This window comes from Cryobacterium flavum, assembly GCF_900103805.1.
Taxonomy (GTDB): domain Bacteria; phylum Actinomycetota; class Actinomycetes; order Actinomycetales; family Microbacteriaceae; genus Cryobacterium; species Cryobacterium flavum.
Genome location: NZ_FNIB01000009.1, coordinates 61238 through 83068, shown reverse-complemented (window position 1 = coordinate 83068; position 21831 = coordinate 61238). Strand labels below are relative to the sequence as shown.

The 21831-nt window shown below is 65.5% G+C and carries 22 protein-coding genes and 1 tRNA gene; 13 read left to right on the top strand and 10 right to left on the bottom strand.

What is annotated here, in order from left to right:
- Positions 1-169: 169 nt before the first annotated feature.
- The 7 genes from BLS91_RS19660 to BLS91_RS20695 all read left to right on the top strand — a co-directional run bounded on the left by BLS91_RS19660 (position 170) and on the right by BLS91_RS20695 (position 5302).
- Positions 170-730, top strand: a complete 561-nt coding sequence (locus BLS91_RS19660) for a hypothetical protein (RefSeq protein WP_159433871.1) — start codon at positions 170-172, stop codon at positions 728-730.
- 161 nt (positions 731-891) lie between these two features.
- Positions 892-1602, top strand: a complete 711-nt coding sequence (locus tag BLS91_RS14090) for a PKD domain-containing protein (protein WP_140426008.1) — start codon at positions 892-894, stop codon at positions 1600-1602.
- A gap of 90 nt (positions 1603-1692) precedes the next feature.
- Complete coding sequence (locus tag BLS91_RS14085; protein ID WP_092341399.1) at positions 1693-2301, top strand: biotin transporter BioY; 609 nt, start codon at positions 1693-1695, stop codon at positions 2299-2301.
- A complete protein-coding gene (locus BLS91_RS14080) occupies positions 2298-2978 on the top strand; it encodes an energy-coupling factor ABC transporter ATP-binding protein (protein WP_092341398.1) in 681 nt (226 codons plus the stop codon). Before BLS91_RS14085 ends, BLS91_RS14080 begins: the two co-directional genes overlap by 4 nt.
- Positions 2979-2988: 10 nt before the next feature.
- On the top strand, positions 2989-3582 hold the full coding sequence (locus tag BLS91_RS14075; RefSeq protein ID WP_092341397.1) for an energy-coupling factor transporter transmembrane component T family protein: 594 nt from the start codon (positions 2989-2991) through the stop codon (positions 3580-3582).
- A 140-nt stretch (positions 3583-3722) separates the two neighbouring features.
- Positions 3723-4724: an FKBP-type peptidyl-prolyl cis-trans isomerase gene (locus BLS91_RS14070; protein WP_092341396.1), complete on the top strand. Its 1002-nt coding sequence runs from the start codon at positions 3723-3725 to the stop codon at positions 4722-4724.
- A gap of 167 nt (positions 4725-4891) precedes the next feature.
- Positions 4892-5302 (top strand): DUF1801 domain-containing protein, encoded by a 411-nt coding sequence (locus tag BLS91_RS20695; RefSeq protein WP_134505269.1) that lies wholly within the window; start codon positions 4892-4894, stop codon positions 5300-5302.
- A 60-nt stretch (positions 5303-5362) separates the two neighbouring features.
- On the opposite strand, the gene BLS91_RS14065 is transcribed toward BLS91_RS20695, so the two are convergent.
- The 4 genes from BLS91_RS14065 to BLS91_RS14050 all read right to left on the bottom strand — a co-directional run bounded on the left by BLS91_RS14065 (position 5363) and on the right by BLS91_RS14050 (position 10335).
- Positions 5363-6250, bottom strand: a complete 888-nt coding sequence (locus BLS91_RS14065; RefSeq protein WP_092341395.1) for a glycine betaine ABC transporter substrate-binding protein — start codon at positions 6248-6250, stop codon at positions 5363-5365.
- 121 nt (positions 6251-6371) lie between these two features.
- Positions 6372-7298, bottom strand: coding sequence for an ABC transporter permease (locus BLS91_RS14060; RefSeq protein WP_092341394.1), 927 nt, complete (start codon positions 7296-7298; stop codon positions 6372-6374).
- On the bottom strand, positions 7295-8599 hold the full coding sequence (locus BLS91_RS14055) for a quaternary amine ABC transporter ATP-binding protein (RefSeq protein ID WP_194087801.1): 1305 nt from the start codon (positions 8597-8599) through the stop codon (positions 7295-7297). The genes BLS91_RS14060 and BLS91_RS14055 overlap by 4 nt, the downstream gene beginning before the upstream one ends.
- Positions 8600-8937: 338 nt before the next feature.
- Positions 8938-10335 (bottom strand): cation:dicarboxylate symporter family transporter, encoded by a 1398-nt coding sequence (locus BLS91_RS14050; protein ID WP_092341393.1) that lies wholly within the window; start codon positions 10333-10335, stop codon positions 8938-8940.
- Positions 10336-10470: 135 nt separating this feature from the next.
- Between BLS91_RS14050 and BLS91_RS14045 the strand changes: the two genes are divergently transcribed.
- Both BLS91_RS14045 and BLS91_RS14040 read left to right on the top strand, forming a co-directional pair.
- Positions 10471-12141 carry a sensor histidine kinase gene (locus BLS91_RS14045; protein ID WP_092341392.1) on the top strand — a complete coding sequence of 557 codons (1671 nt, stop codon included), beginning with the start codon at positions 10471-10473 and terminating at the stop codon, positions 12139-12141.
- 7 nt (positions 12142-12148) lie between these two features.
- The gene (locus tag BLS91_RS14040; RefSeq protein ID WP_092341454.1) at positions 12149-12856 is read left to right on the top strand and encodes a response regulator; all 708 of its coding nucleotides are present in this window, start codon (positions 12149-12151) and stop codon (positions 12854-12856) included.
- Here the strand turns inward: BLS91_RS14040 and BLS91_RS14035 are convergent.
- The 3 genes from BLS91_RS14035 to BLS91_RS14025 form a co-directional block, all read right to left on the bottom strand.
- Positions 12843-13619, bottom strand: a complete 777-nt coding sequence (locus tag BLS91_RS14035; RefSeq protein ID WP_092341453.1) for an enoyl-CoA hydratase — start codon at positions 13617-13619, stop codon at positions 12843-12845. The genes BLS91_RS14040 and BLS91_RS14035 overlap by 14 nt on opposite strands.
- Positions 13620-13642: 23 nt before the next feature.
- Positions 13643-14812: an enoyl-CoA hydratase/isomerase family protein gene (locus tag BLS91_RS14030; protein ID WP_092341391.1), complete on the bottom strand. Its 1170-nt coding sequence runs from the start codon at positions 14810-14812 to the stop codon at positions 13643-13645.
- A 218-nt stretch (positions 14813-15030) separates the two neighbouring features.
- A tRNA-Lys gene (locus BLS91_RS14025) sits at positions 15031-15106 on the bottom strand.
- 125 nt (positions 15107-15231) lie between these two features.
- On the opposite strand from BLS91_RS14025, the gene BLS91_RS14020 reads away from it, so the two are divergent.
- Positions 15232-16050: an inositol monophosphatase family protein gene (locus BLS91_RS14020; protein WP_092341390.1), complete on the top strand. Its 819-nt coding sequence runs from the start codon at positions 15232-15234 to the stop codon at positions 16048-16050.
- Here BLS91_RS14020 and BLS91_RS14015 read toward each other — a convergent pair.
- On the bottom strand, positions 16047-16790 hold the full coding sequence (locus BLS91_RS14015) for a trimeric intracellular cation channel family protein (RefSeq protein ID WP_092341389.1): 744 nt from the start codon (positions 16788-16790) through the stop codon (positions 16047-16049). The genes BLS91_RS14020 and BLS91_RS14015 overlap by 4 nt on opposite strands.
- 54 nt (positions 16791-16844) lie before the next feature.
- Between BLS91_RS14015 and BLS91_RS14010 the strand changes: the two genes are divergently transcribed.
- The 3 genes from BLS91_RS14010 (at position 16845) to BLS91_RS14000 (ending at position 20131) form a co-directional block, all read left to right on the top strand.
- On the top strand, positions 16845-17288 hold the full coding sequence (locus BLS91_RS14010; protein ID WP_092341388.1) for an RrF2 family transcriptional regulator: 444 nt from the start codon (positions 16845-16847) through the stop codon (positions 17286-17288).
- Between the two features lie 115 nt (positions 17289-17403).
- Positions 17404-18567: a globin domain-containing protein gene (locus BLS91_RS14005; protein WP_092341387.1), complete on the top strand. Its 1164-nt coding sequence runs from the start codon at positions 17404-17406 to the stop codon at positions 18565-18567.
- 46 nt (positions 18568-18613) lie between these two features.
- Positions 18614-20131 (top strand): CYTH and CHAD domain-containing protein, encoded by a 1518-nt coding sequence (locus BLS91_RS14000; protein WP_092341386.1) that lies wholly within the window; start codon positions 18614-18616, stop codon positions 20129-20131.
- 17 nt (positions 20132-20148) lie between these two features.
- On the opposite strand, the gene BLS91_RS13995 is transcribed toward BLS91_RS14000, so the two are convergent.
- Both BLS91_RS13995 and BLS91_RS13990 read right to left on the bottom strand, forming a co-directional pair.
- Positions 20149-20814 carry a hypothetical protein gene (locus tag BLS91_RS13995; RefSeq protein ID WP_092341385.1) on the bottom strand — a complete coding sequence of 222 codons (666 nt, stop codon included), beginning with the start codon at positions 20812-20814 and terminating at the stop codon, positions 20149-20151.
- A 20-nt stretch (positions 20815-20834) separates the two neighbouring features.
- Positions 20835-21809, bottom strand: coding sequence for a LysR family transcriptional regulator (locus tag BLS91_RS13990; RefSeq protein WP_092341384.1), 975 nt, complete (start codon positions 21807-21809; stop codon positions 20835-20837).
- Between the last annotated feature and the right edge of the window lie 22 nt (positions 21810-21831).

Below are 21831 nucleotides of genomic sequence, written 5' to 3'. Positions count from 1 at the left end.
AGCACCGACACCGAACACATCGCTGTCTGCCGCACTCGTATCCTGAATCCGGCGCGTGCACCACGCCTGTGCATAACTTAAACGGAATTGGAGCAATCCGGTCTAGGGTGACCGCATGCGAACCCGACCGCGTCGTCGCCCCATGCACAAAGCCGTGCATATCGCTTCAATGGTGTTTCTCGCCGCCGGCACACTGAGCGGATGCTCGGCCGCTCCCACTCCGTCTCCCCACGGCTCGTCGGAACCCGCCGCCGAGGCGACGGCAGCGCCGACCGAGACTCCCCCAGTGTTCGCCTCGAACGAGGAAGCCTTGGCCGCCGCGGCCGCCGCCTATGGCGCGTACCTGACCGCTGGCGACACTGCGGGCGCTGAGGGATCAGACTCGTGGATCAAATACCTCGCGCTGACGACCGGCCTTGAACGGGATGATGAAGTCAAGACAAAGAAGGAGCTTGAACAAAACGGTTGGAGATTCTCCGGCACCACGTCATTTGACTCGATGACCGTCCAGTCGTTCAATCCTCGACCCGATGGAAGGTGGGAAGTGCGAGCCTACGTCTGTCTCGATCTAAGCCAAAGCCAAAAGGTGGATGCGTCGGGGATTGTAGTTTCCGATCCAAATCGCTTAGCGCGATGGCCATTGGTTGTGACCTTCAAAACCCCCGATGAAATCTCCCAACAACTTCTCATTTCGGAGTCAACGGTATGGTCCGGTTCAAATTTCTGCTGACTGCTGGATTCCTCTCACTCCTTGCATTCGGCTCCTTGGTAAATTCACCGGCCTCCGCTGATGAAGTTGCCTGCGGCACCAGTGATATCAAGAACGGAACATGCCCAGAGCTTGTCTCTGGTGGTGTCACAACTGGTGATGGCGTTGATCTGACCGCAGAAGTGAATGGTCGATCGGGCGGCGGAACGGGCAAGTCGTCTGGCGGCAAGGCCGCGGGCACGGGTCCATCGCTGGCTGAGATCTGCGCGCACCCCGCCGGCCAACTGACCGCGGAGCAGGAGTGGACGCTTTGTGGCTCCGGCGACTTCCCCGTTGTCTCACGGCATCCCGAGTGGCCCGTGACCCTCGCAGCCCCGACCACACCCTGCACAGGCTGCTCACCCGACACGATCATCCGGGTCACCGACCTGCAGAACTTCCCCGCGCCCATTGCCCCCACCGGCATGGAACCCAACGGCTGGGCCATCGTCGGACTGGCCGCGAATTTCTGGGCAGCAGCATCCACTCATATCGGCGACGGGGTACTACTCGGACAACCCGCACAGGTCATGTTTACCCCGATCGGGTACCGCTGGAACTACGGCGACGGCAGCACCGCCTCTACCCCGACCGGTGGAGCCAGCTGGGCCGACCTCGCCGTCGCCGAATTCTCCACCACCCCCACCAGCCACAAATACACGAAGAAGGGCACCTACACGGTCACCCTCACCGTCGAATACCGCGCCGACTACAGCTTCGGCGACCAGGGCTGGCGACCCGTCGAAGGCATCGTCACCGTCCCCTCCGCCCCTTTCACCGTCGTCGCAGCGAAGGAATCCACCGTGCTCGTCGCCGAAGACTGCAACACCAACCCCCACGGCCCCGGCTGCTGAGGCGCTCAAATCACGACCTCTACAGTTCCCGGCATTTTGTTGTAGGTATTCTTCAGCGGCCGGCGGGCACCGAATTCTAGATTTGAAACCATGACCGATACCGTTCTCTCGAGCACCCGTTCTCGACGTATTCTGCCCGCCCGCGATCTCGCCCAGATCGCCATTTTCGCCGCCCTCATCGCGGCGCTCGGCCTGGCCGGACCGCTCAACATCGGGCCGGTACCGATCACCCTGCAGTCACTCGGAGTGATGTTCGCCGGGGCCATCCTCGGCCCGCGCAAGGGAACCCTCGCCGTGCTGTTGTTTCTCGTGCTCACGGCTGTTGGACTCCCCCTGCTGGCCGGCGCGCGCGGCGGCATCGGCGTGTTCACGGTGAGCCCGGCGGCCGGCTATCTCTACGGCTGGCTGCTCGGCGCCTTCGTCACCGGTTACCTCACCGCCCGGCTGCTGCCGAAGTATCCGTTCTGGCTGGCTCTCGGTGCCACGATTCTGGGCGGAATCGTCGCCGTCTATCTGGTTGGAGTTCCGGTCATGGCCCTGAACCTCGGCCTGCCGCTGTGGACCACGTTGGGCCTGAACGTCGCGTTCATCCCCGGCGACCTGATCAAGGTCGTGCTGACCGTGCTCGTCGCCGGCCAGGTACACAAGGCCTACCCCGGGTTGATCGCGCTGCCGAAGGGTCGTCAGGCCCGAGCGTGAGTATTATCCACTTCGAGCAGGTCGGGCAGTCCTTCGGCGACCGCACCGTGCTGCACGATGTGAACCTCAGCCTGACCGAGCATCGCATCGGCATTGTCGGCGCGAACGGTTCGGGCAAGTCCACGCTCGTGCGCATGATCAACGGGCTCGTCACGCCAACCACCGGCGTCGTGACGGTCGACGGGCAGAATGTGGCCCGCCACGCCCGCGAGGTGCGCCGCAAGGTCGGGTTCATCTTCACCAACCCCGACAATCAGATCGTGATGCCCACCGTGCAGGAAGACGTGGCATTCACCCTGCGCCGTCGCGGCCTGTCTGCCGCCGAGATCGCCGAGCGCACGGCCGCGGCCCTCGAACAGTTCGGGTTGAGCGAGCACGCCGACCATCCGGCGCACCGTCTTTCCGGCGGTCAGAAGCAGTTGCTCGCCCTCGCGGCCGTACTGGTGGCGGAGCCGGCCACAATCGTGGCCGACGAACCGACTACCCTGCTCGACGCCCGCAATGCCCGACGCATCTCCGAACTGCTGCAGACGCTCCCCCAACAGGTCATCGTGGTCACCCACCACCTGCACCTGGTCGAGGAGTTCGACCGCGTGATCGTGATCGAAGAGGGTGCCGTGGTCGCCGATGGCGCGCCCGCCGACTCCCTCGCTGCCTACCGCGCCCTGTTGCAGTGAGAAGCCGCGCGTGATCGGTCTCTACAGCCCCGGAACCTCACTGATTCACCGGGCACCGACACTGCTCAAGTTGCTTCTGCTCTCGCTCTGCGTGCTGCTGATCGGCACCTCGTCTGACCCGTGGGTAGTCAGCGGCGCTGCGGCAGGAGTCGTACTGTTGTTCCTCATCGCCCAGGTGCCCCTGCGCGCGGCCGTCGCCCAGATCGCGCCGATTCTGCTGATTCTGTTGGTAGCCGTACCGATTCAGGGTCTGCTCTCGGGCTGGACTGTCGCCGCACTGATGACCGGCCGCCTTGTCGTTGCGGTGGCCCTGGCCGCCCTGTTCACGATGACGACCACGGTCACCGCGGTGTTGGAAGCTTTCCAGACCCTGCTGCGTCCGTTCAATCGGTTCATCGACGCCGACCGGGTGGGGCTGCTGGTGGCCCTGACCATCCGTTGCATTCCTCTTGTCTCCGACATCGTTCGCGAGGTTCTCGAGGCCCGCACGGCCCGCGGTACCCAGGGCTCGCTCTTGTCGATCGCCGTTCCGGTGGTCGTGCGCTCGCTCTACGCAGCGGATGCCCTGGGCGAGGCCCTGATCGCCCGCGGTCTCGACGACTGAAGTGCGCTGGGCGGCGCGCCGTCGCATCCACTCAGCCGGTTCATAGGCGAACCGTGGCAGAGTGGGCACTTGGCCGTCTGCGCCACCAAGACATTCACCAATCAGTGCTTGCCCACAGCTACGTTCTCGAAAGAGGCCCCGTGTCGAAAATTCCCGCGCTCCTGACCATTGTGGGCCTCACGCTCGCGCTGACCGCCTGCGGAAGCAGCGGTACTCCCGAGGCAACCAGTTCCGCCCCTGCAGCGGATGCCGCCTTCAGCGAGTGCACCGCGCCCGGCGCTGTGTCCGATGGTGTCGCCGTGACCGGCGACTTCGGCGCCGTGCCCGCGTTCAAGTTCGCCGAGCCGTTGACGCCGGCGGCCACCCAGCGCACCGTGGCGATCAAGGGAACGGGCACCACCGAGGCTGGTGCCGGCTCGTTGGTTGGGGTGTCACTCTCGGTTTACAACGGGACGACCGGCGCTACGGTGCAGGAAACGACCTACCCGACCAGCGGTACCAGCGAGACCATCACCGTCGGCGAAACGTTCCTCAAGGGGCTGGTGCGGGCCGTCAACTGTTCCGTTGAAGGCGACCGCATCGTCACCGTCAGCACTGCGGACGACGCGTTCGGCGCAGACGGAAATACCCAGCTCGGAATCGCCGCCGGGGACTCGGTCGTTTTCGTCACCGACGTCATCTCGATCACGAACCTCGCCGACCGCGCTGACGGGGTGGACCAGCCGGTCGTGCCTGGCCTGCCTACCGTTGAGCTCGCCGATAATGGCGCTCCCACCATCACCATCCCCGACACCGACCCGCCGACCGATCTGCAGATCGCCACGACGAAGCTCGGTGACGGCGCTGTCGTCGCCGACGGCGACACCGTCTCGGTCGAATACACCGGAGTCATCTGGGGTACCGGCAAAACCTTCGACTCATCCTGGACCACCGTTGGCCCGACCACGTTCGTCACCAGCCAGGTCGTTCCGGGCTTCGGTGCTGCACTCGTCGGCCAGACCGTCGGATCCCAGGTCATCGCCGTTCTGCCGCCGAGCGAGGGCTATGGCGAAGCGGGCAACACCCAGGCTGGCATCAGCGGCACGGACACTCTCGTCTTCGTCGTTGACCTCGTCGGCACGGCAGCGACGCCCGCCGCGTAGCATTGTCTCCCTGGCACCGTCCGTCGACCTTCGGGTCGGCGGGCGGTGTTTTTTGCTCCGGTTCCTGAGTGTCTGCCCAGCCGCAAATGGGAACGGCATGAGAGTGTGGAGGGAGAAACGCATCCGTTCGGCCAGCGCCGTACGCCAACTCCACCACGAAAGAGGCTATTCACCTGACTTCCACACTCATCTCAACGCCCGCTCCCGCCACCGTCGCATCCGCTCACAAGCCGACCACGATCGACGAATACGTCGCCGCTCCGGCCGAGCCGCTCGCGAGCGTCGTCTCCCTGCTCCGCGACACGTTCGACCTGGGCCTGCCGGAGACGTCTACGGAACTGTGGCACGGGCATCCGGTCTGGCTCGACGACGAGCTGCCGGTAGCCGGATTCAAGGCCTACCCCACCTTCGTCACGGTGTTGTTCTGGCGCGGCCAGGCCATCACCGATGACTCGGGCAAGCTCAATGCCAGTGGGTCGGCAGAGATGAGTGAGTACAAGCTGCGCGGCGTGGATGATTTCGACAGCGATCTCTTCAACGGCTGGCTGCGGCAGGTGCGCGAGCTCGAAGCCGCGTAAACATTAAATAGAACGGCCCGCGTCCAAGGACGCGGGCCGTTTTTCGTGCAGAATCCGTGACTAGCTGGTGAGGCCGTCTACGTATTCCTGGTTGTCTTCGATCCACTTGGCGACGATCGGCGCGTAGTCCTGACCGTCGTAGTTGACGAACATTTCCTCTTCAAGGGAATACAGCGTATCGAGGTCCATCTCGAAGTTATTGATCCACTCGGCGGCCTGCGGGAAGTCAGCTTCAAACTCGGTGCTGCCGTAGGAGTGGATGCTCTCGATGTTCTCGAGAGTTCCCTCGGGGTCCTCAAGGTTCTTGATCGGGAACGCTCCGTAGGCCCAGTGCGGCTCCCAGAGGGTAACGACAATGTTCTCGCCGTTGTCGGTCGCGTTGGTGAGTTCGGAGAGCATCCCCGCGGTCGACGACGTCACGTTATCCATACCGTCGAGGCCGTAGGTCGGGATGACCCGCTCTTCCATGGCCTCATTGAGGCCTGAACCGGGCTCGATGCCGACGATCCGGTTGGAGAACAGGTCGGCGTTTTCGGCCAGTTCCGCGAGGGAGTCGATCGGGGCATCCGCATTCACCGCGACGGTGAGCTTGGATTCGGTATTCCATGCACCGAGGTCGACGATGTCATCGCCATACTTTTCGAGGTAGGACGCGTGGGTGTCAGGCAGCCAGATGTCCATGCTGAGGTCATAATCGCCGGTGGCCAGGCCCGAGTAGACGGGGGCCTCCGCGGCGTATTCCAGCTCGACGTTGTAGCCCTTCTCATCGAGAATGGCTTTCCACAGCTCGGAAACGGCGATGCCCTCGTCCCAGCCGTTGAATACAGCCAGGCTCATATCCGCGTTGTCGCCGTTGGAGACAGTGGCAGTTTCAGCGGAAGCGCACCCGCTGAGGGCGAGGAGCGAAATGGCTCCTCCTGCAATGAATGACTTGGTACGAATTTTCATGTGTTTCCATTCTCGACACCCGCGAAGGGTGGCAGGGTTGGCTCTTGGTGCTGGCGGCCGATCTGAGTGCTATGACAACCGCCGATGGACACGGGCGCTCGCTCGCCCGTGAGTGTGTGGGTTACAGACGAACCAATTCGGGTTCGACCGGAGCTGCGGTTTCCACCGAAGCGGATGCCGGCGCGCGGCTCTTGCGCAACGCGATGAAGCGACTGATGGGCGTCTTGCCGGTACCGAGCGCGGCGGTGACTCGGTCGAGGAATATGGCGAGAATTACGACGGCCAGACCAGCCTCGGAACCAAGCACGATATCGATCCGGCTAAGACTCGTCATGATCTCCGCACCGAGGGCGCCGGCGCCGACCATTCCAGCAATGACGACCATCGAGAGTGACAGCATGATGACCTGATTGATGCCAGCCATGATCGTGGGCAGGGCGAGGGGTAGCTGGATCTGGCGCAGGATGCGCCCCGGTGAGGCACCGAAGGCAGACCCGGCTTCGACGATCTCTGGGTCGACCCCGCGAATCCCCAGCTCCGTCAGGCGCACCCCCGGCGCCATCGCGAAGATGATAGTCGCTACGATTCCCGGCACCTCACCGACGCGGAAGAACAGGAGCGCCGGAATCAGAAAGACGAAGGCAGGCATCGTCTGCAGGAAGTCGAGCACCGGACGAATGACGCTCGAGGCTGCCTTCGACTTGGCCGCCAGAATACCGAGTGGGATGCTCATCGCAATGGCGATCACACTCGCAACGAGCACGAGGGCAAGCGTGTCCATGGCATTTTCCCATTGATTCATGCCAACGATCAGCAGGAGGCCGACGACTGTCCCGGCCAAGAACTTCCACCCCCGAGCCGCCACGGCCAGCAGACCGGCCAGACCGATGATCACATAGAACGGCGGGGAAACCAGCAGATAGTCGACGGTCTCAAAAGCGCCAGCAAAGGCAAGACGAACGAAGTCGAAGAAGAAGCTGAAGTGCTCGGTTACGAAATCAAACAAGACTTCGACCCAGGAACCCACAGGGATTCGGAACTCGTTCACGCTTCAACTCCTTCCAGCGCGGTGTCGCCCAGAATCTCGGCGATCTGGCTGACCGAGATGGTGGCCGGTGGCATCACGACGGGCAACGGGCCGGTATTGGTCGTGACGTTGCCGATCGCGGCGAGCAGGGTGACTCGCGGAATCACGCCGAGCAGGCGGTTCTTCTCATCGACGACGGCGATGGGCAGTTCGCTCTCGACCGACGGTTCGACCAAATCGACCAGGACGGTTTCGGGCAAGACCGCGGTGGCGTCATCGCGGATGATGGCGCGCAGGTCGGTCTCGCCGCGCTTGACGAGCTTGAGAACGTCGCGATCGCGCACGATGCCGGCGAAGCTGCGATCGCGGTTGAGTACGAAGGTGACGGATGTCTGCAGGTCGCGCATTGTACGCAGCGCGGCCCGGGGGCCGGCTGTCTTGGTGATGACCGCTCGCACGGGTTCCATCACGCTCGCGGCGGTGAGCACGCGGGCCCGGTCGACGTCCTGCACGAACTGGGCGACGTAGTCGTTCGCCGGGTCGGTGAGGATCTCTTCCGGTGTGCCGATCTGAACGATGCGGCCGTCGCGCATGACCGCGATACGGTCGCCGAGGAACATGGCCTCGTTGAGGTCGTGCGTGATGAAGATGATGGTTTTGCCGAGCGCGGCCTGCAGCTCGATCAGCTGTTCCTGCATCTCGCGGCGAATGAGCGGGTCGAGAGCCGAGAAGGCTTCGTCCATGAGCAGTACGTCGGTGTCGGCGGCGAGGGCACGGCCGAGCCCGACCCGCTGCTGCATGCCACCGGACAATTCGGAGGGCAGGTTGTCGGCCCAGCCGGCCAGGCCGACCAGATCGATGATCGTCCGCGCCTTGGCGAGGCGTTCGGTACGGCCCATGCCCTGAATTTCGAGCCCGTAGGCGACATTGTCGATCACGGTGCGGTGCGGCAGCAGGGCGAAGTGCTGGAACACCATGGAGATGCTCTTGCGGCGTACATCGCGCAGTTCCTTGGCGGACACGTCGGTGATGTCGGTGCCGCCGACGCTTACTGTGCCGGAGGTAGTGTCCCAGAGTCCGTTGAGCATGCGAATGAGGGTGGACTTGCCCGATCCCGACAGGCCCATCACGACGAAGATCTCGCCCTTCTTGACCTCGAAGGAGGCGTCGATGACGGCGGCAACTCCGTGCGACGAGATCTCAGCGCGGCTCTTGCCGGCCTTGAGCTTCTTGACGATCTCGTGCGGACGGCGTCCGAATGCTTTGTAGAGGTGATCTGCCTTGACGGCAATGGTTTCTTGAAGAGGAATACTCTCGGTCACGCGTTCTCCGGTGCACGCCAAACGTAGCCAATTTCACGACTGACAATGGGGCGAGCTCTCTTGGCGGACGGGTTGGCGCCGAGCGGCCCGCGGGCTGGAGCGATCATGGGATCGCATCCTTCGGTACCACACCATACGAAGGCGGCCGTTCCATCTCAAATGGGGGCTACGCGTGCGCGTCCTGGTGAAGGGTTGTAAGACCGTAGACAATCCTAACACACTGACTTTGAGGCATGCCGAAATCACCGCTTAAACGGGGGTGCCGCCCGGGAGGACTCCTCCGGACGGCACCCTTAGCGCGAGTCTAGTGCTGGCTATTTTTCAGCCAGCGATTTCTGCTAGACGCGGTCCAGGATCTGCGACTGCGCGGCCTGCTCAGTGCTGCGCTGGGTCTCGGCGGCGCTCACGTGGCCGTGGGTCAGCATGGTGCGCTCATCGAACGGTTCGAGCTTGTCGAGCACGCGATCCACCTGCACCCGGTCCATCTCCTTAGTCCAGGAGCCGATCATGACGGTCGCCACGGCGTTGCCGGTGAAGTTGGTCAGCGCGCGCGCTTCGGACATGAACCGGTCGATGCCCACGATGAAACCAACACCGCCGACCAGTTGCGGGGCGTGCGCCTGCAGCCCGGCGGCCAGGGTGGCGAGACCGGCACCGGAGACTCCGGCGGCTCCCTTGCTGGCGATGATCATGAAGACGAGCAGGCCAATCTGTTCGCCGAGGGCGAGCGGCTGGCCGAGCGCGTTGGCGATGAACAGCGACGCCATGGTGAGGTAGATCGCGGTGCCGTCGAGGTTGAAGGAGTAGCCGGTGGGCACGGTGACACCGACGACGGGCTTGGAGATGCCGAGGTGTTCCATCTTGGCAATCAGGCGCGGCAGGGCGGCCTCGGAGGAGGAGGTTGACACGATCAGCAGGTATTCGCGGCCGAGGTAGCGCATCAGCTTGAAGATGTTCACGCCGGTGACGATCTTGAGCAGGCCGCCGAGAATGACCACGATGAAGATGATGCAGGTGATGTAGAAGGCCACCATGAGTGTGAACAGGCTGATCACGGCCTGGATTCCGGTGGCGCCGACGACGGCGGCGATGGCGCCGAAGGCGCCGATCGGGGCAAGCCACATGACCATGATCAGAATGCGGAAGACCAGAGCCTGCACGTGGGCGATTCCCTCGAGAATCGGTTTACCGGCCGGTCCCATGCGCTGCAGGGCGAAGCCGGCGATGAGGGCCACCATGAGAGTCTGCAGAATGTTGCCGCTGGTCAGCGACGAGAACAGGGTGGTGGGCACGATTCCGAGCAGGAACGACTGGGTGTCAGCGGATTCGGTGGCCTTGTAGGTGGCGTCGGCGAGGTTGATGCCCTCGCCCGGGTGAATCATGTTGCCAACGACCAGGCCGATGCCGAGTGCGAAGGTGGACATGATCAGAAAGTAGCCGAGGGCCAGGCCGCCGATTTTGCCGACGGTAGCAGCTTTGGCGATCGAGCCGATGCCGAGAATGATCGTGCAGAAGATGATCGGGGCGATCATCATTCGGATCAGCGCGATGAACAGGTCACCAAGCGGCTTGAGCGAGACCGCGAAGCCTTTCTCTCCGCCCCAGACCAGGCCGACGACGATACCGAGCACGACCGCGACGATGACGGCCATGTAGAGGTAGTGCGACGAGTCGATCTTCTTCTTCGGCTTGCCGGACTTGATGAGTTTGGTACGGGTTGATGGCGTCGATGCCATGTCAGACTCCTATGTCTAGGCTTAACCTGGCCCACCACGGGCTCCGGCTGCTGCAATGGATCCACACTGGTCGCTGCCGCTCGTTCGCGCACGGTTACGGTCATATTGTTCACGAAACGAAGAGAGGGGCCGGCAGTGCGTAGGGAATGGAGCATCGCCAAGCGGCTCTTTTTCGCGCACGCGCTGTTCATCGTGGTGCTCACGGTCTTCGTCGGAACAGCATTCTTCGTGGATGCCCGCGATCGCGGCTACGACGAAACCAGTGACCGGATGCTCGCGGTCGCCACCGCCATCGCCGACAGTCCGCTGGTACTCGCGGCCAGCGAGTCGGCCGACCCGAGCGCGACGCTGCAGCCCTATGCCCTCGATCTCACCCAGGATGCCGGCCTCGACTTCATCACGATCATGGCCCCCGACCGCACCCGCTGGACCCATCCGACGCAGACTGAGATCGGCAAGGATTACATCGGTGCGATCGAACCGGCTCTGTCCGGAACGGCCTTCACAGAAATCAGCACGGGAACGCTCGGGCCATCCGTTCGCGCCGTCGTACCGGTAACGGATGCCGGCGGCACCGTTCGCGCGCTGGTCGCGGTGGGCACCACGACGAGCAACATCACGATCGCCCTGAACGCCCGGCTGCCGTCGGTACTGGGGCTGGCGCTCGGGCTGCTCGCCTCGGGATCGGTAGTGACCTGGCTGCTCGGCCGCTACCTGCGGCGAGTCACGCTCGGGTGGGGTCCTGAACGTCTCGCGCAGCTGTTCGTCTACTACGACTCGGTGCTGCACTCGGTGCGCGAGGGACTCGTGCTCGTCGACCTGCACGGCGACCTCGTGCTCTACAACGACCAGGCGGCGCAGCTGCTCGGCATTCCGCCGCGGCCGGCTGCTGGCAGCGCCACGCCCCCGCCCGCCCTGGCCGAGTTGAGCCTGCCGCCGAGCCTCGGTGAGTTGCTGCGGAGCGGTCGCTCGGCGCACGATGAGATTCATGTGACCGGCACGAGGGTGCTGGTGGTCAGCCAGGAACCGGCCGTGGCTTCGGCCAGTCGCTCCAGGGCGACCCCGATGGGATTTGTGGCGACGATTCGTGACCACACTGATCTGCAAACCCTGGGCAGCGAGTTGCAGTCTATGCAGACCCTCTCCGACGCGTTGCGGGCGCAGACCCACGAGCATTCCAACCGGTTGCACACCATCGTGTCGCTCATGGAACTCGGTCGCACCGATCAGGCTCTCGACTTCGCCACCGAGGATCTCGAGTTGAGTCAGCGGCTGGCCGACGAGATGGTCGGTTCGGTCGACGAACCGGTGATCAGTGCCCTGATCATGGGCAAATCGGCGCAGGCCAACGAGCTGGGGATCACCCTTACCGTGACGGCGTCTGGCACGCTCGCCGAGTCGGGGCTGTCCATTCAGGATTTGGTCACGGTGCTCGGCAACCTGGTCGATAACGCCCTCGACGCGGCGGCCGCCGGCGCGGACCCGCGTCGAGTGTCGGTCACCGTGTCATCGACCGAGCAGGCCGTCACGATCGAGGTGGCCGACAGCGGCGCCGGTGTGGCACCAGAGGTGATCGACGATGTGCTGCGGCTCGGGTTCAGTACCAAGGGTACCGGCGTCACGGGTACCGGCGTCACGACGCCCGGTCGCTCAGTGGGTGGTCGAGGTCTCGGCCTCGCACTGGTTCGGCAGGCGGTCACCCGCCTCGGCGGCACGCTGACAATCGGGCGACGTGAGGGCGCCGTCTTCACGGTCGTCATTCCCGCTGTCATTCGTGCATATCCTGCCGAGGTCGACCATGCCTGAGTCATCGCTGCCGCGCATTCGCGTGCTCGTCGTCGAGGACGAACCGCTCGCTGCCGAGGCCCATGCCGTCTATGTCGGGCGGCTGGCCGGGTTCGAGCTCGTCGGCACGGCCGGTACCGGCCAGGACGCGTTTCGCCGGGTCGCGGCGGCCGCCTCGGCCGGCACTCCGATCGACCTCGTGCTCATGGACATGAACCTGCCCGACAGCCACGGGCTCGACGTGAGTCGGCGCATTCGGGCGGCCGGTCTGGCCACGGACATCATCGCTATCACCGCGGTGCGGGACCTGGAGAATGTGCGCGGGGCGATCGCGGCCGGGGTGGTGCAGTACCTGATCAAGCCATTCACCTACTCCACCTTCGCCACGAAATTGTCCAGTTACCGTGATTTTCGTGCGGAACTGAATGGGCAGGCATCCGTTGTGACGCAGTCAGCGGTCGACCATGCCTTTGCGAGCCTGCGCGCTCCGACCGACATACCGAGGCCCAAGGGGCTGGCCGAGTCGACCCTGAACCCGGTGGTCGCCTACCTTCAGGCACAGGTCGCGCCGGTGTCGGCGAGTGAGCTCATGAAGCCGCTCGGGTTGTCACGCGTCACGGCGAGGCGGTATCTGGAGTATCTGGCCGACACCGGCCTCGTGCTGCGCGCTCCCCGCTACGGTACGCCGGGGCGTCCCGAGAATGAGTACAGCTGGAAGACCGCTAACGGTTCGTGAAGACCGCGGGGCGCTTCTCGACGAAGGCGGCCATTCCCTCGCTCTGGTCGTCGGTGGCGAACACGGAGTGAAACAGGCGACGTTCAAAGTGGATGCCGGCCCCCAGCATCGTCTCGTAGGCCGCGTTCACGACCTCCTTGGCGAGCATGGCGATCGGCGCCGATTTCGCGGCGATCTCGGTGGCCGTGGCGAGGGCGTCGGCGAGCAGGTCGGCGGCGGGCACGATTCGGGCGACGAGGCCGGCGCGTTCGGCTTCGACGGCGTCGATGGTGCGGCCGGTGAGGATCATTTCCATGGCCTTGGCCTTGCCGACGGCGCGGGTGAGGCGTTGGGAGCCGCCCATGCCCGGGATGACCCCGAGCTTGATCTCGGGCTGGCCGAAGGTGGCGGTGTCGGAAGCGATGATGAAGTCGCAGATCAGGGCGAGTTCGCAGCCACCGCCGAGGGCGTGGCCGGAGACGGCGGCGATGACCGGGGTGCGCACGGCTGCGAGGCGGTCCCAGCCGGCGAACCAGTCCTTGAGATACATATCCATGTAGCTCATGGTCGACATCTCCTTGATGTCGGCACCGGCCGCGAAGGCCCGCTCAGAGCCGGTGATGACGATCGCGCCGATCTCGGGGTCGGCGTCGAGCCGGGTCGCGGCACCGACGACGTCCTGCATGGTGGCGAAGTTGAGGGCGTTCAGCGCCTTCGGACGGTTCAGGGTGATGACGCCGACCCGGCCGTGGCGTTCAAGCAGAATGTTCTTGTAGGTGTCGATGCTCTCGGGCTGGGTGCTGTCGCTCACGCGGTGGCCTCTCGTTCGGTGGTCTGTCTGGTTTCGTGGGTCTTACTGCGCGGCAAGCGCAGTTCGCGCTCTCCCAGCGGTGCGAAGTACGCCTGCATGTCGGCGTCGGAGACGTCGGACAGCGTGCTCGGCTGCCACGCCGGGTTGCGGTCCTTGTCGATGACCTGGGCGCGAATACCCTCGATCACATCGTGGCCGGCCACCATGCGCAGCGACACTCGGTATTCCTGCTCGAGCACCTCTTCGAGGGTTCTGAGATCGCGGGCGCGACGCAGGGATTCGAGGGTGACGCGCAGCGCGGTGGGCGACTTAGCCAGAATCGCGGCGGCCGCGTCATCGGCCGCAGTGACGGATGATGTCTGCAACCGGTCGATGATCGTGGCCACGTCGTTGCCGGCATAGCACTCATCGATCCAGGCGCGCTCGGCCAGCAGTGGGGCCGGCGGCACGGTCGACGCGTGCTCGGCGATGGCCGCGGCAGCGGGCATCCGCTTGAGGGCGTCGGCGAGGGATTCGAGTTGGGTGGATTCGACGAAGCTGTCGGCGAGGCCGAGAGCGATGGCGTCGGCGCCGGTCATGGTTGCGGCGGTGAGGGCGAGGTGGGTGCCGAGTTCGCCAGGGGTCCGCGAGTACAGGTAGGTGCCGCCGACGTCGGGTACGAAGCCGATGGTGGTCTCCGGCATTCCCAGTTTGGTGCGTTCGGTGACGACGCGGTGCGAAGCGTGACCAGACAGGCCGACTCCCCCGCCGAGCACGATGCGATCCATCAGGGCGACGAACGGTTTGGGGTACCGCTTGATCTGGGCGTTCAGGGTGTATTCGTCGGCCCAGAATCGGGCGTTCTCGTCGGGGTCGGTGCGGGCGTCGCGGTAGACCGAGACGATGTCGCCGCCGGCGCAGAGGGCGCGGTCACCGCTGCCGGTGAGCAGCACGGTCTGCACGGCGGGGTCGTCGGCCCAGTCGGTGAGGGCTGCGGCGATGGTGCGGATCATGCCGTGCGTCAGAGCGTTGAGGGCATTCGGCCGGTTCAGGACGATGCGGGCCAGCGGGCCGTCCCGCTGCAGCAGCACCTCGTTGTCAGAGACAGCGGATGCGCCGGCGCCGGTCGCCGACGCCGCCCTCGTGCTGTCATCGGAGGTTGTGGTGATCGAATCCGTGCGGGGCATAGGGACCTTTCCGCGTCGCTGCGGGTCGGAGGTGCGGTGCGGCCCAGTCTAACGAGGTGCGGTGGCGCGACATTCTTCATGGCCCGCGTTTGAGAAGTTGGCACGTGTTCAAACCAGTGCCACCTTCGCAAACACGTGCCACGAGATCGGGCGCGCAGAGCCGCGAAACGGTACAAAAAAGCCCCGCCGCACTGCAAAAGCAGTGACGGCGGGGCTGGTGGTGCACCCCCCCGGACTTGAACCGGGAACCCACTGATTAAGAGTCAGTTGCTCTGCCAATTGAGCTAGAGGTGCGTACGAAAGCCGGGAATGACCCGCGGCAACGTGTAACCCTAACACCCTACGGGGGCCCGACGCCAATCGAGGCGGGAACGCACGAAGGACCGGCATCCGCTCACGAAATTACTATCCTTGGAAGGGTGACCGAACCGCGAATTTACGCCCTCTCCGACGACCTCCAGCTGGCCCTGGCCCTCGCCGACGCCGCCGACACCATCTCCCGCGCCCGCTTCACCGCGCTCGACCTCGTCGTGACGACCAAACCCGACCGCACCCCGGTAACGGATGCCGACCAGGCCGTCGAGCGCGCCATCCGCGCCCTGCTCGCCGAGCACCGCCCCGACGACGGCATCCTCGGCGAAGAGTTCGGCACGGCCGGGTCGACCACGCGCCAGTGGATCATCGACCCCATCGACGGCACCGCCGGGTTCCTGCGTGGTATCCCGATCTGGGCCACCCTCATCTCCCTCGCCATTGACGGCGTGCCCGTTCTCGGCGTGGTCAGCGCCCCCGCCCTTGGTAAACGCTGGTGGGCCGCGGCCGGCAGCGGCGCCTGGTCAAGCGATAGACGAGAAGCGGATGCCGCCCCCACCCGCCTGCACGTCTCCGGCATCGAGACCCTCGCCGAGGCCTCCATCAGCTATGGCAGCCTGCAGCAGTGGGACCAAGCCGGGCACCTGGACGAGCTCGTGACGCTCTCCCGCCAGGTCTGGCGTACCCGCGCCTATGGCGATATGTGGTCGTACATGCTGCTGGCCGAAGGCCACCTCGACGTGGCCGGCGAATTCGACCTGCAGCCCTACGACATGGCGGCTCTGGCCCCGATCGTGCAGGAGGCCGGGGGCACCTTTACCTCGGCCGACGGCCAGCCCGGCCCGTGGCACGGCAGCGCCCTGGCCACCAACGGACTGCTGCACGCGGCGACGCTCGCGGTTCTGAATCCCACGCAGCCCAGTTAGACCGACGCACCCGGATCGTCGGGGAAAATGCCGTTGCGGGCGTTGCGCGCGTCGAGCCGGCGCTGGCGCCAGGCCCGGGGATTCAGCAGCAGAATGGGCTTCGGTATGCGCAGTGCGTAGCCGGTCGGCAGAATCCAGCCGTAGCGTTTGGCCAGCAGCGACAGCCCCGAGCCGCTGAGAATGGCTACGGCGGTTCCGATCGCCACGAACCCGAGCTTGCTTAGAATGACCATCTCGGTACTCGCCAGCAGGGCGCTCGTGGCATAGAGCGTGTTGCCGCCGAAAATCGTCGGCACCTTGAGCAGCATGATGTCGCGCACCATGCCGCCGCCGACCGCGGTGATGATGCCGAGCAGAATGGCCGGCAGCCAGCCGAGACCGGCCTCGAGCGCTTTCTGGGCACCCACCGCCGACCAGCAGCCCACGGCGAGCGCGTCGAGCAGCAGCAGCACGCGTCGGGTCCAGCGGCCGTTGAACGTGACGAAGTACGCGATGACCCCGCCGAGAATCGCGCAGATCAGGTAGGCCGGGTCAAGCAGGGCGGCCGGGGTGCCCTGCTGCAGCAGGGTGTCGCGAATCATTCCGCCACCGAGCCCGCTCATAATCGCGAGCACCACGAAACCGACAATATCGAGGCGTGCGGTGCGGGCCGCGACGCCGCCAAGAATGGCGTTGGCCAGCACGCCAGCCAGGTCCACAAAGCGGATTATCTCAAACAGCGTCTCCGACTCAGTGTTCACTTACCCCATTCTCTCTCATATCGACAGTGGAACCGTCGCCCTTACAGTTGAGGCATGAGGATCAACGCTTTTGCCGACGTCTGCCTGCGGGTGGTCATGCTGCTTACAGCGGCACCGGAGAGCGTGACGTTCACCTCGCGGGTCGTCGCCGCCGAGGTCGGCACGCCCTACAACCACGTGAGCAAGGCGCTGCTGCGCCTGCGCGAACTCGGTCTGGTCGAGGCGCTGCGCGGCCGAAACGGCGGCGTGCGTATCAGCGCGCTCGGCCGTGAGGTCACGGTTGGAGCGCTCCTGCGCACCCTCGACACGCGCACCGACCTCGCCGCCTGCGACACCCCCAACGGTCCCTGCCCGTTGATCAGCGGATGCGGCCTCCGCGGCGCCCTGCGCCGCGCGCGGGAAGCCTTCTACCGCGAGCTGGATGACCTCGTTATCTCCAGCCTCCCGCACGGAAAAGCGAACGGTCCAGTGCTGGTCGAACTGGGTTTGGTGCGGTAGGACTAAAGTCCCTAATTTCTACGACTTGTAGAAAACACCCGTTTAATTGGTATATCAAATGCTACTTTTAATGAAGGCCCCCACAAACGGGTGCCGACACGCAGAAGGAGTATTCATGCTTTCGCCCCAGTCCCAACCACTCATCGAAGCGACCCTGCCGCTGGTCGGTGAGCGGATGCCCGAGATCGCGAAAAACTTCTACCACCGCATGCTCACGGCCCACCCCGAACTGTTCGACGGGCTGTTCAGCCGGTCCAACCAGAAGAATGGCTCGCAGCAGCAGGCGCTGGCCGGCAGCATCGCCGTCTTCGCGACCCATCTGCTGCAGAACCCCGACACCACGCCAGAGGCCATGCTCTCCCGCATCGCCCACAAGCACGTCTCGCTCGATATTCAGCCCGAGCAGTACGACATCGTCTACAAGTACCTCTTCGAGGGCATCGCCGACGAACTCAGCGACGTCATCACCGCCGAGATCGCCGCCGCCTGGACCGAGGTGTACTGGCTGATGGCCCACGCCCTGATCAAGATGGAGAAGGGCCTCTACTCCGGCCTCGCCAGCGATAAGCCGCTCGCCCCGTGGATCGTCGTAAAGAAGGAAGCGGCCGGAACCGACGCCATAACGTTCACCCTCGAACCCGCCGACGATACCCCCGTGACGCCCGCCCTGCCAGGCCAGTACGTCAGCGTCACCGCGGTCATGCCCGACGGCATCCGTCAGGTGCGTCAGTATTCCCTCTCGGCCGGCACGGCCACGACCCGCGTCTTCACCACGAAGCTCGATGCCGACGGTGAGGTCTCCCCCGTGCTGCACCGCGACGTGCAGGTCGGCGATACCCTCATCCTCTCCGTTCCGTGCGGCGACATCACCCTCGACCACGGCACCGGACCGCTGATCCTGGCCTCGGCCGGAATCGGCTGCACGCCCAGCGCTTCCATCCTGCGCTCCCTGGTGGACACCGGCTCCAAGCGCGAGGTGCTCGTGCTGCACGCCGAGAGTACCCTCGAGCGCTGGGCGCTGCGCGACCAGATGAACGAAGACGTCGCCCTGCTCGAGGCGGCCGAACTCGAGCTCTGGCTGGAGATCCCGAGCGCTGGCCACCACGAGGGCTTCATGTCCCTCGCGAACGTGACCATCCCGGCGGATGCCTCGATCTACCTGTGCGGACCGCTCCCGTTCATGCGCAGCCTGCGCTCCCAGGCGCTGGAATCCGGCGTGCCAGCCGATCGCATCCACTATGAAATCTTCGGCCCCGACCTGTGGCTCGCCAACGCCTGACCCACCGCACGGTTCAAGCCTGGCGCGACCGCGCTAGGTTTGAACCGTGGACGCTAATGGTGGTATCGAGATAGAACTTAAGTTTGACGTCGACGAGCTGGCCCTGCTGCCGCGCTTGAACGATCTGCCCGGCGTGCAGGCCGTCGCCGAACCGGTAACCCATGACCTCGCGGCCGTCTACTTCGACACGAACGACCTCGTGCTGGCGCGTGCGCACATCACCCTGCGCCGCCGCACCGGCGGCGACGACGCGGGCTGGCACCTCAAACTGCCGCAGGGCGTCGGACGCCGACGCGAAGTACACGCTCCCATCGGCAAACACCTGCAGGACGAAGCGGATGCCGTACCCGGGTCGCTCGCCCAGCTCGTGCGGGTCTACACCCGCGACTCCCCGCTCGTTCCCGTGGTGCACCTCGGCACCACCCGCGTCGTGCACGCCCTGATCGGCGCCGGCGGCGAAACCCTCGCCGTGCTCTGCGACGACCGGGTCGAGGCCCAACGGCTCCTTCACGAACCCGCCTCGGCCGCCTGGCGTGAATGGGAGATCGAACTCGTCGACGGACCGGAGGACCTGCTCGATGCTGGCCAGTCTGTGCTCGCGAGCGGCGGCATCCTCGTGTCACAGCACGCCTCCAAGCTCGCCCGCGCCCTCGGCGACCGGTTCCCGGCAGAGAGCACCACAAAGCAGCGCCGTCCCACCCGGAACGGCCCGGCCGGCAACGTTCTGCTGGCCAGCCTGACCGAGCAGATCGGTGTCATCCGCCGGCACGACCCGCAGGTTCGCCAGCACGCTGCCGGCTCTGTGCACGCGATGCGCGTGGCCACCCGTCGGCTACGCTCGGTGCTGGCCACCTATCGTTCGCTCGTTGATCCCGTGGTCGTGCAGCATCTCCGCACCGAACTCGGCTGGCTCGCCGCCGTGCTCGGCGGCTCTCGCGACGAAGAGGTACTGCAGCGGCACCTGGTCGGCCTGCTCGATCGCGAATCCCCCGCGCTGCTCCTCGGCCCGATTCGCGAACGCCTCGAAAGCCGCTCCGAAACGGATGCCCACTCCGCGCAACTCACGCTCGTCACCGCCCTCGACAGCCACCGCTACTTTCGACTGCTCGACGCCCTCGATTCCCTCGTCGCCACTCCGCCGTTCACCGCCGCGGCCGACCAGGACGCCCGGGTCGTCGTACCGGCCCTGGTCACCAAGGAGTGGAAGAAATTGCGCCGAGCCGTGCGCCTGGCCGCCAAGACCGTGCCTGGATCGGAACGGGATCTCGCCCTGCACACCGCTCGTAAGCGCGCCAAGCGGCTGCGCTACGCGGCCGAGACGGCGCATCCGCTCAGCCCCAAGCGCTCGGCCCGAGTGAGCCGCTTCGCCCAGAAGCTGCAGACCATCCTGGGCGAACAGCACGACAGCGTCATCGCCCGTGATCGCCTGCTCAAGCGCGGCGGGGTCGAAGCCTACCTGCGCGGGGAGAACACCTTCAGCTACGGCCGGCTGCACGCGAAGGAGCAGGAGCAGGCTTCAAGCGCCCAAGCCCGCTTCTGGAAAGCATGGTCGCGGCGCCCCTGACGCTGTCAGGCGCTGGATCAGACCTGGTCGGCCCCGATCAGGGGCGGGGCGGCAACGGTGCTGCGATTGACCCGATCGGCGAGAACGATGGCGATGACGCCGAGCAGGATCATGCCGCCGATCCGCACCAGGCCGTCCAGTCCGATCAGAACCCAGACCACCAGATTCGGTCCGGTCAAGGTGGCCAGGCCCGCGCCCAGCAGTTGGGAGAGCAGCCAGGTTGCGGTGGCCGCGCCTACCGCCCAGGCCGGCACCCAGTTGAACGGGGACGGCACGGCGCCGATCCGGGCGATCTGCATGACGGCCACCAGCGCGAGGGCGAATTGCACGTACGAGTCCGCGTAGGAGAAGGCCATCAGCAGGGTCGGAGCGGGATCGTTCGAGAAGAAGTCGCTGATGACGACGCTCTGCACCGACCCGAGAAACAGCCAGAACGCCAGCAGAACCAGAGCTGTCGTGCCCACCGGACGGCGCGCTGTGACGCTGCCCACGCCCCGCACCCCGAAGGCGAACACCAGTAGGGCCGCGGCGAACAGAGCCGGGCCGATCAGTCCGATATAGGCGAACAGTGCGGGCTGCGAGATCACCGTGACGACGACCGAGGCGAGCAGCAGTCCCCCGCCGACGAACCCGGTGAGGGAGGACGCGGACGCTGAATTGTCACGAAGCTGTGAGTTTGCCATACACCCCAGTCTACTCAGACTCAGCTCCAGAGGGCCACGTGCACCTTGCTGCCGCGACGCGCGACGCCGCGGGAACCGCCAGGAGCGAGCATCGCTGCGGTGGCCTCGGCGGTCGTCACGAACCGCTGCAGGGTGCGCGCTGCGGCCGGTGCCCGACCGTGATCGAGGGTGCTCGCACACCACAACCCGGCAATCGGCGTGTTCGGCATCGGCAGCACCACGAGCGATCCGGCCGCCACCTCGGCCCGCACGATGTGCATGAACGCGAGCATGATGCCCTCGCCGTCGCGAACCGCGGCGAGGGCATCCGTTTCGCTGCTGAGCGGCACGATCTCTGGCACTCCGAGCGCTGAGGCGAGAAACGATGCCGCCAGCCAGCGGCTCTCGGCGGTGAACTCCTCCACCCCGGCCGGACCGCTGAACCACAGTTCTTTCAGGAGTGCGGTGAGCGACGCCGGCAGCCGGGTGAGCGGATGCTCCGGCGCGGCCACCAGCACCCGCTGGTAGCGCAGAAAGGGCACCACTTCCAGCTGGTTTCCCTGCGGCGGCCTCGCTCCGAGCGCCACGTCGCAGGCGTGGTCCTGCAGCAGCGACCCCACGTCATCGGCGGACTCGACCACCACATCGATGCCGCCAGAATGACCGGGCACCCGACGGGTGAACGCGTCGAGCAGCCGACCGGCCGCGTGCTCGGCGAACCCGGCCGTGGCGACGACCCGAAGGTTCGCGGTGGATTCCTCGGCGTGCGACACCTCCCAGCGAACCTGGTCGGCCAGGCCCACGATCTCCTGGGCGTGGTCGGCGAGCGCCCGCCCGCCGGCGGTCAGGGCGATGCCGGCGCCGGCACGCACAAACAGGGCGTCACCGAGGTCGAGGCGCAGCGCGGCGAGCGACGACGACACCGCCGGTTCGCTGATGTTCAGGGCGGCCGCGGCCGCACGCAGCGACCCGAGTCGGGCCACCAGGGCAAAGGCCCGCAGCTGATTCAGCGTCATTGCCACAGCTCATAACCTTTCC

Bases quoted from the DNA above. Each gene is read 5' to 3' on its own strand.
- BLS91_RS14030 (WP_092341391.1), bottom strand. From the start codon at position 14,812: ATGCCCCGCACGGATTCGATCACCACAACCTCCGATGACAGCACGAGG.
- BLS91_RS13995 (WP_092341385.1), bottom strand. From the start codon at position 20,814: ATGGCAAACTCACAGCTTCGTGACAATTCAGCGTCCGCGTCCTCCCTC.
- BLS91_RS14005 (WP_092341387.1), top strand. From the start codon at position 17,404: ATGCTTTCGCCCCAGTCCCAACCACTCATCGAAGCGACCCTGCCGCTG.
- BLS91_RS14085 (WP_092341399.1), top strand. From the start codon at position 1,693: ATGACCGATACCGTTCTCTCGAGCACCCGTTCTCGACGTATTCTGCCC.
- BLS91_RS19660 (WP_159433871.1), top strand. From the start codon at position 170: ATGGTGTTTCTCGCCGCCGGCACACTGAGCGGATGCTCGGCCGCTCCC.
- BLS91_RS13990 (WP_092341384.1), bottom strand. From the start codon at position 21,809: ATGACGCTGAATCAGCTGCGGGCCTTTGCCCTGGTGGCCCGACTCGGG.
- BLS91_RS14010 (WP_092341388.1), top strand. From the start codon at position 16,845: ATGAGGATCAACGCTTTTGCCGACGTCTGCCTGCGGGTGGTCATGCTG.
- BLS91_RS14065 (WP_092341395.1), bottom strand. From the start codon at position 6,250: ATGAAAATTCGTACCAAGTCATTCATTGCAGGAGGAGCCATTTCGCTC.
- BLS91_RS14050 (WP_092341393.1), bottom strand. From the start codon at position 10,335: ATGGCATCGACGCCATCAACCCGTACCAAACTCATCAAGTCCGGCAAG.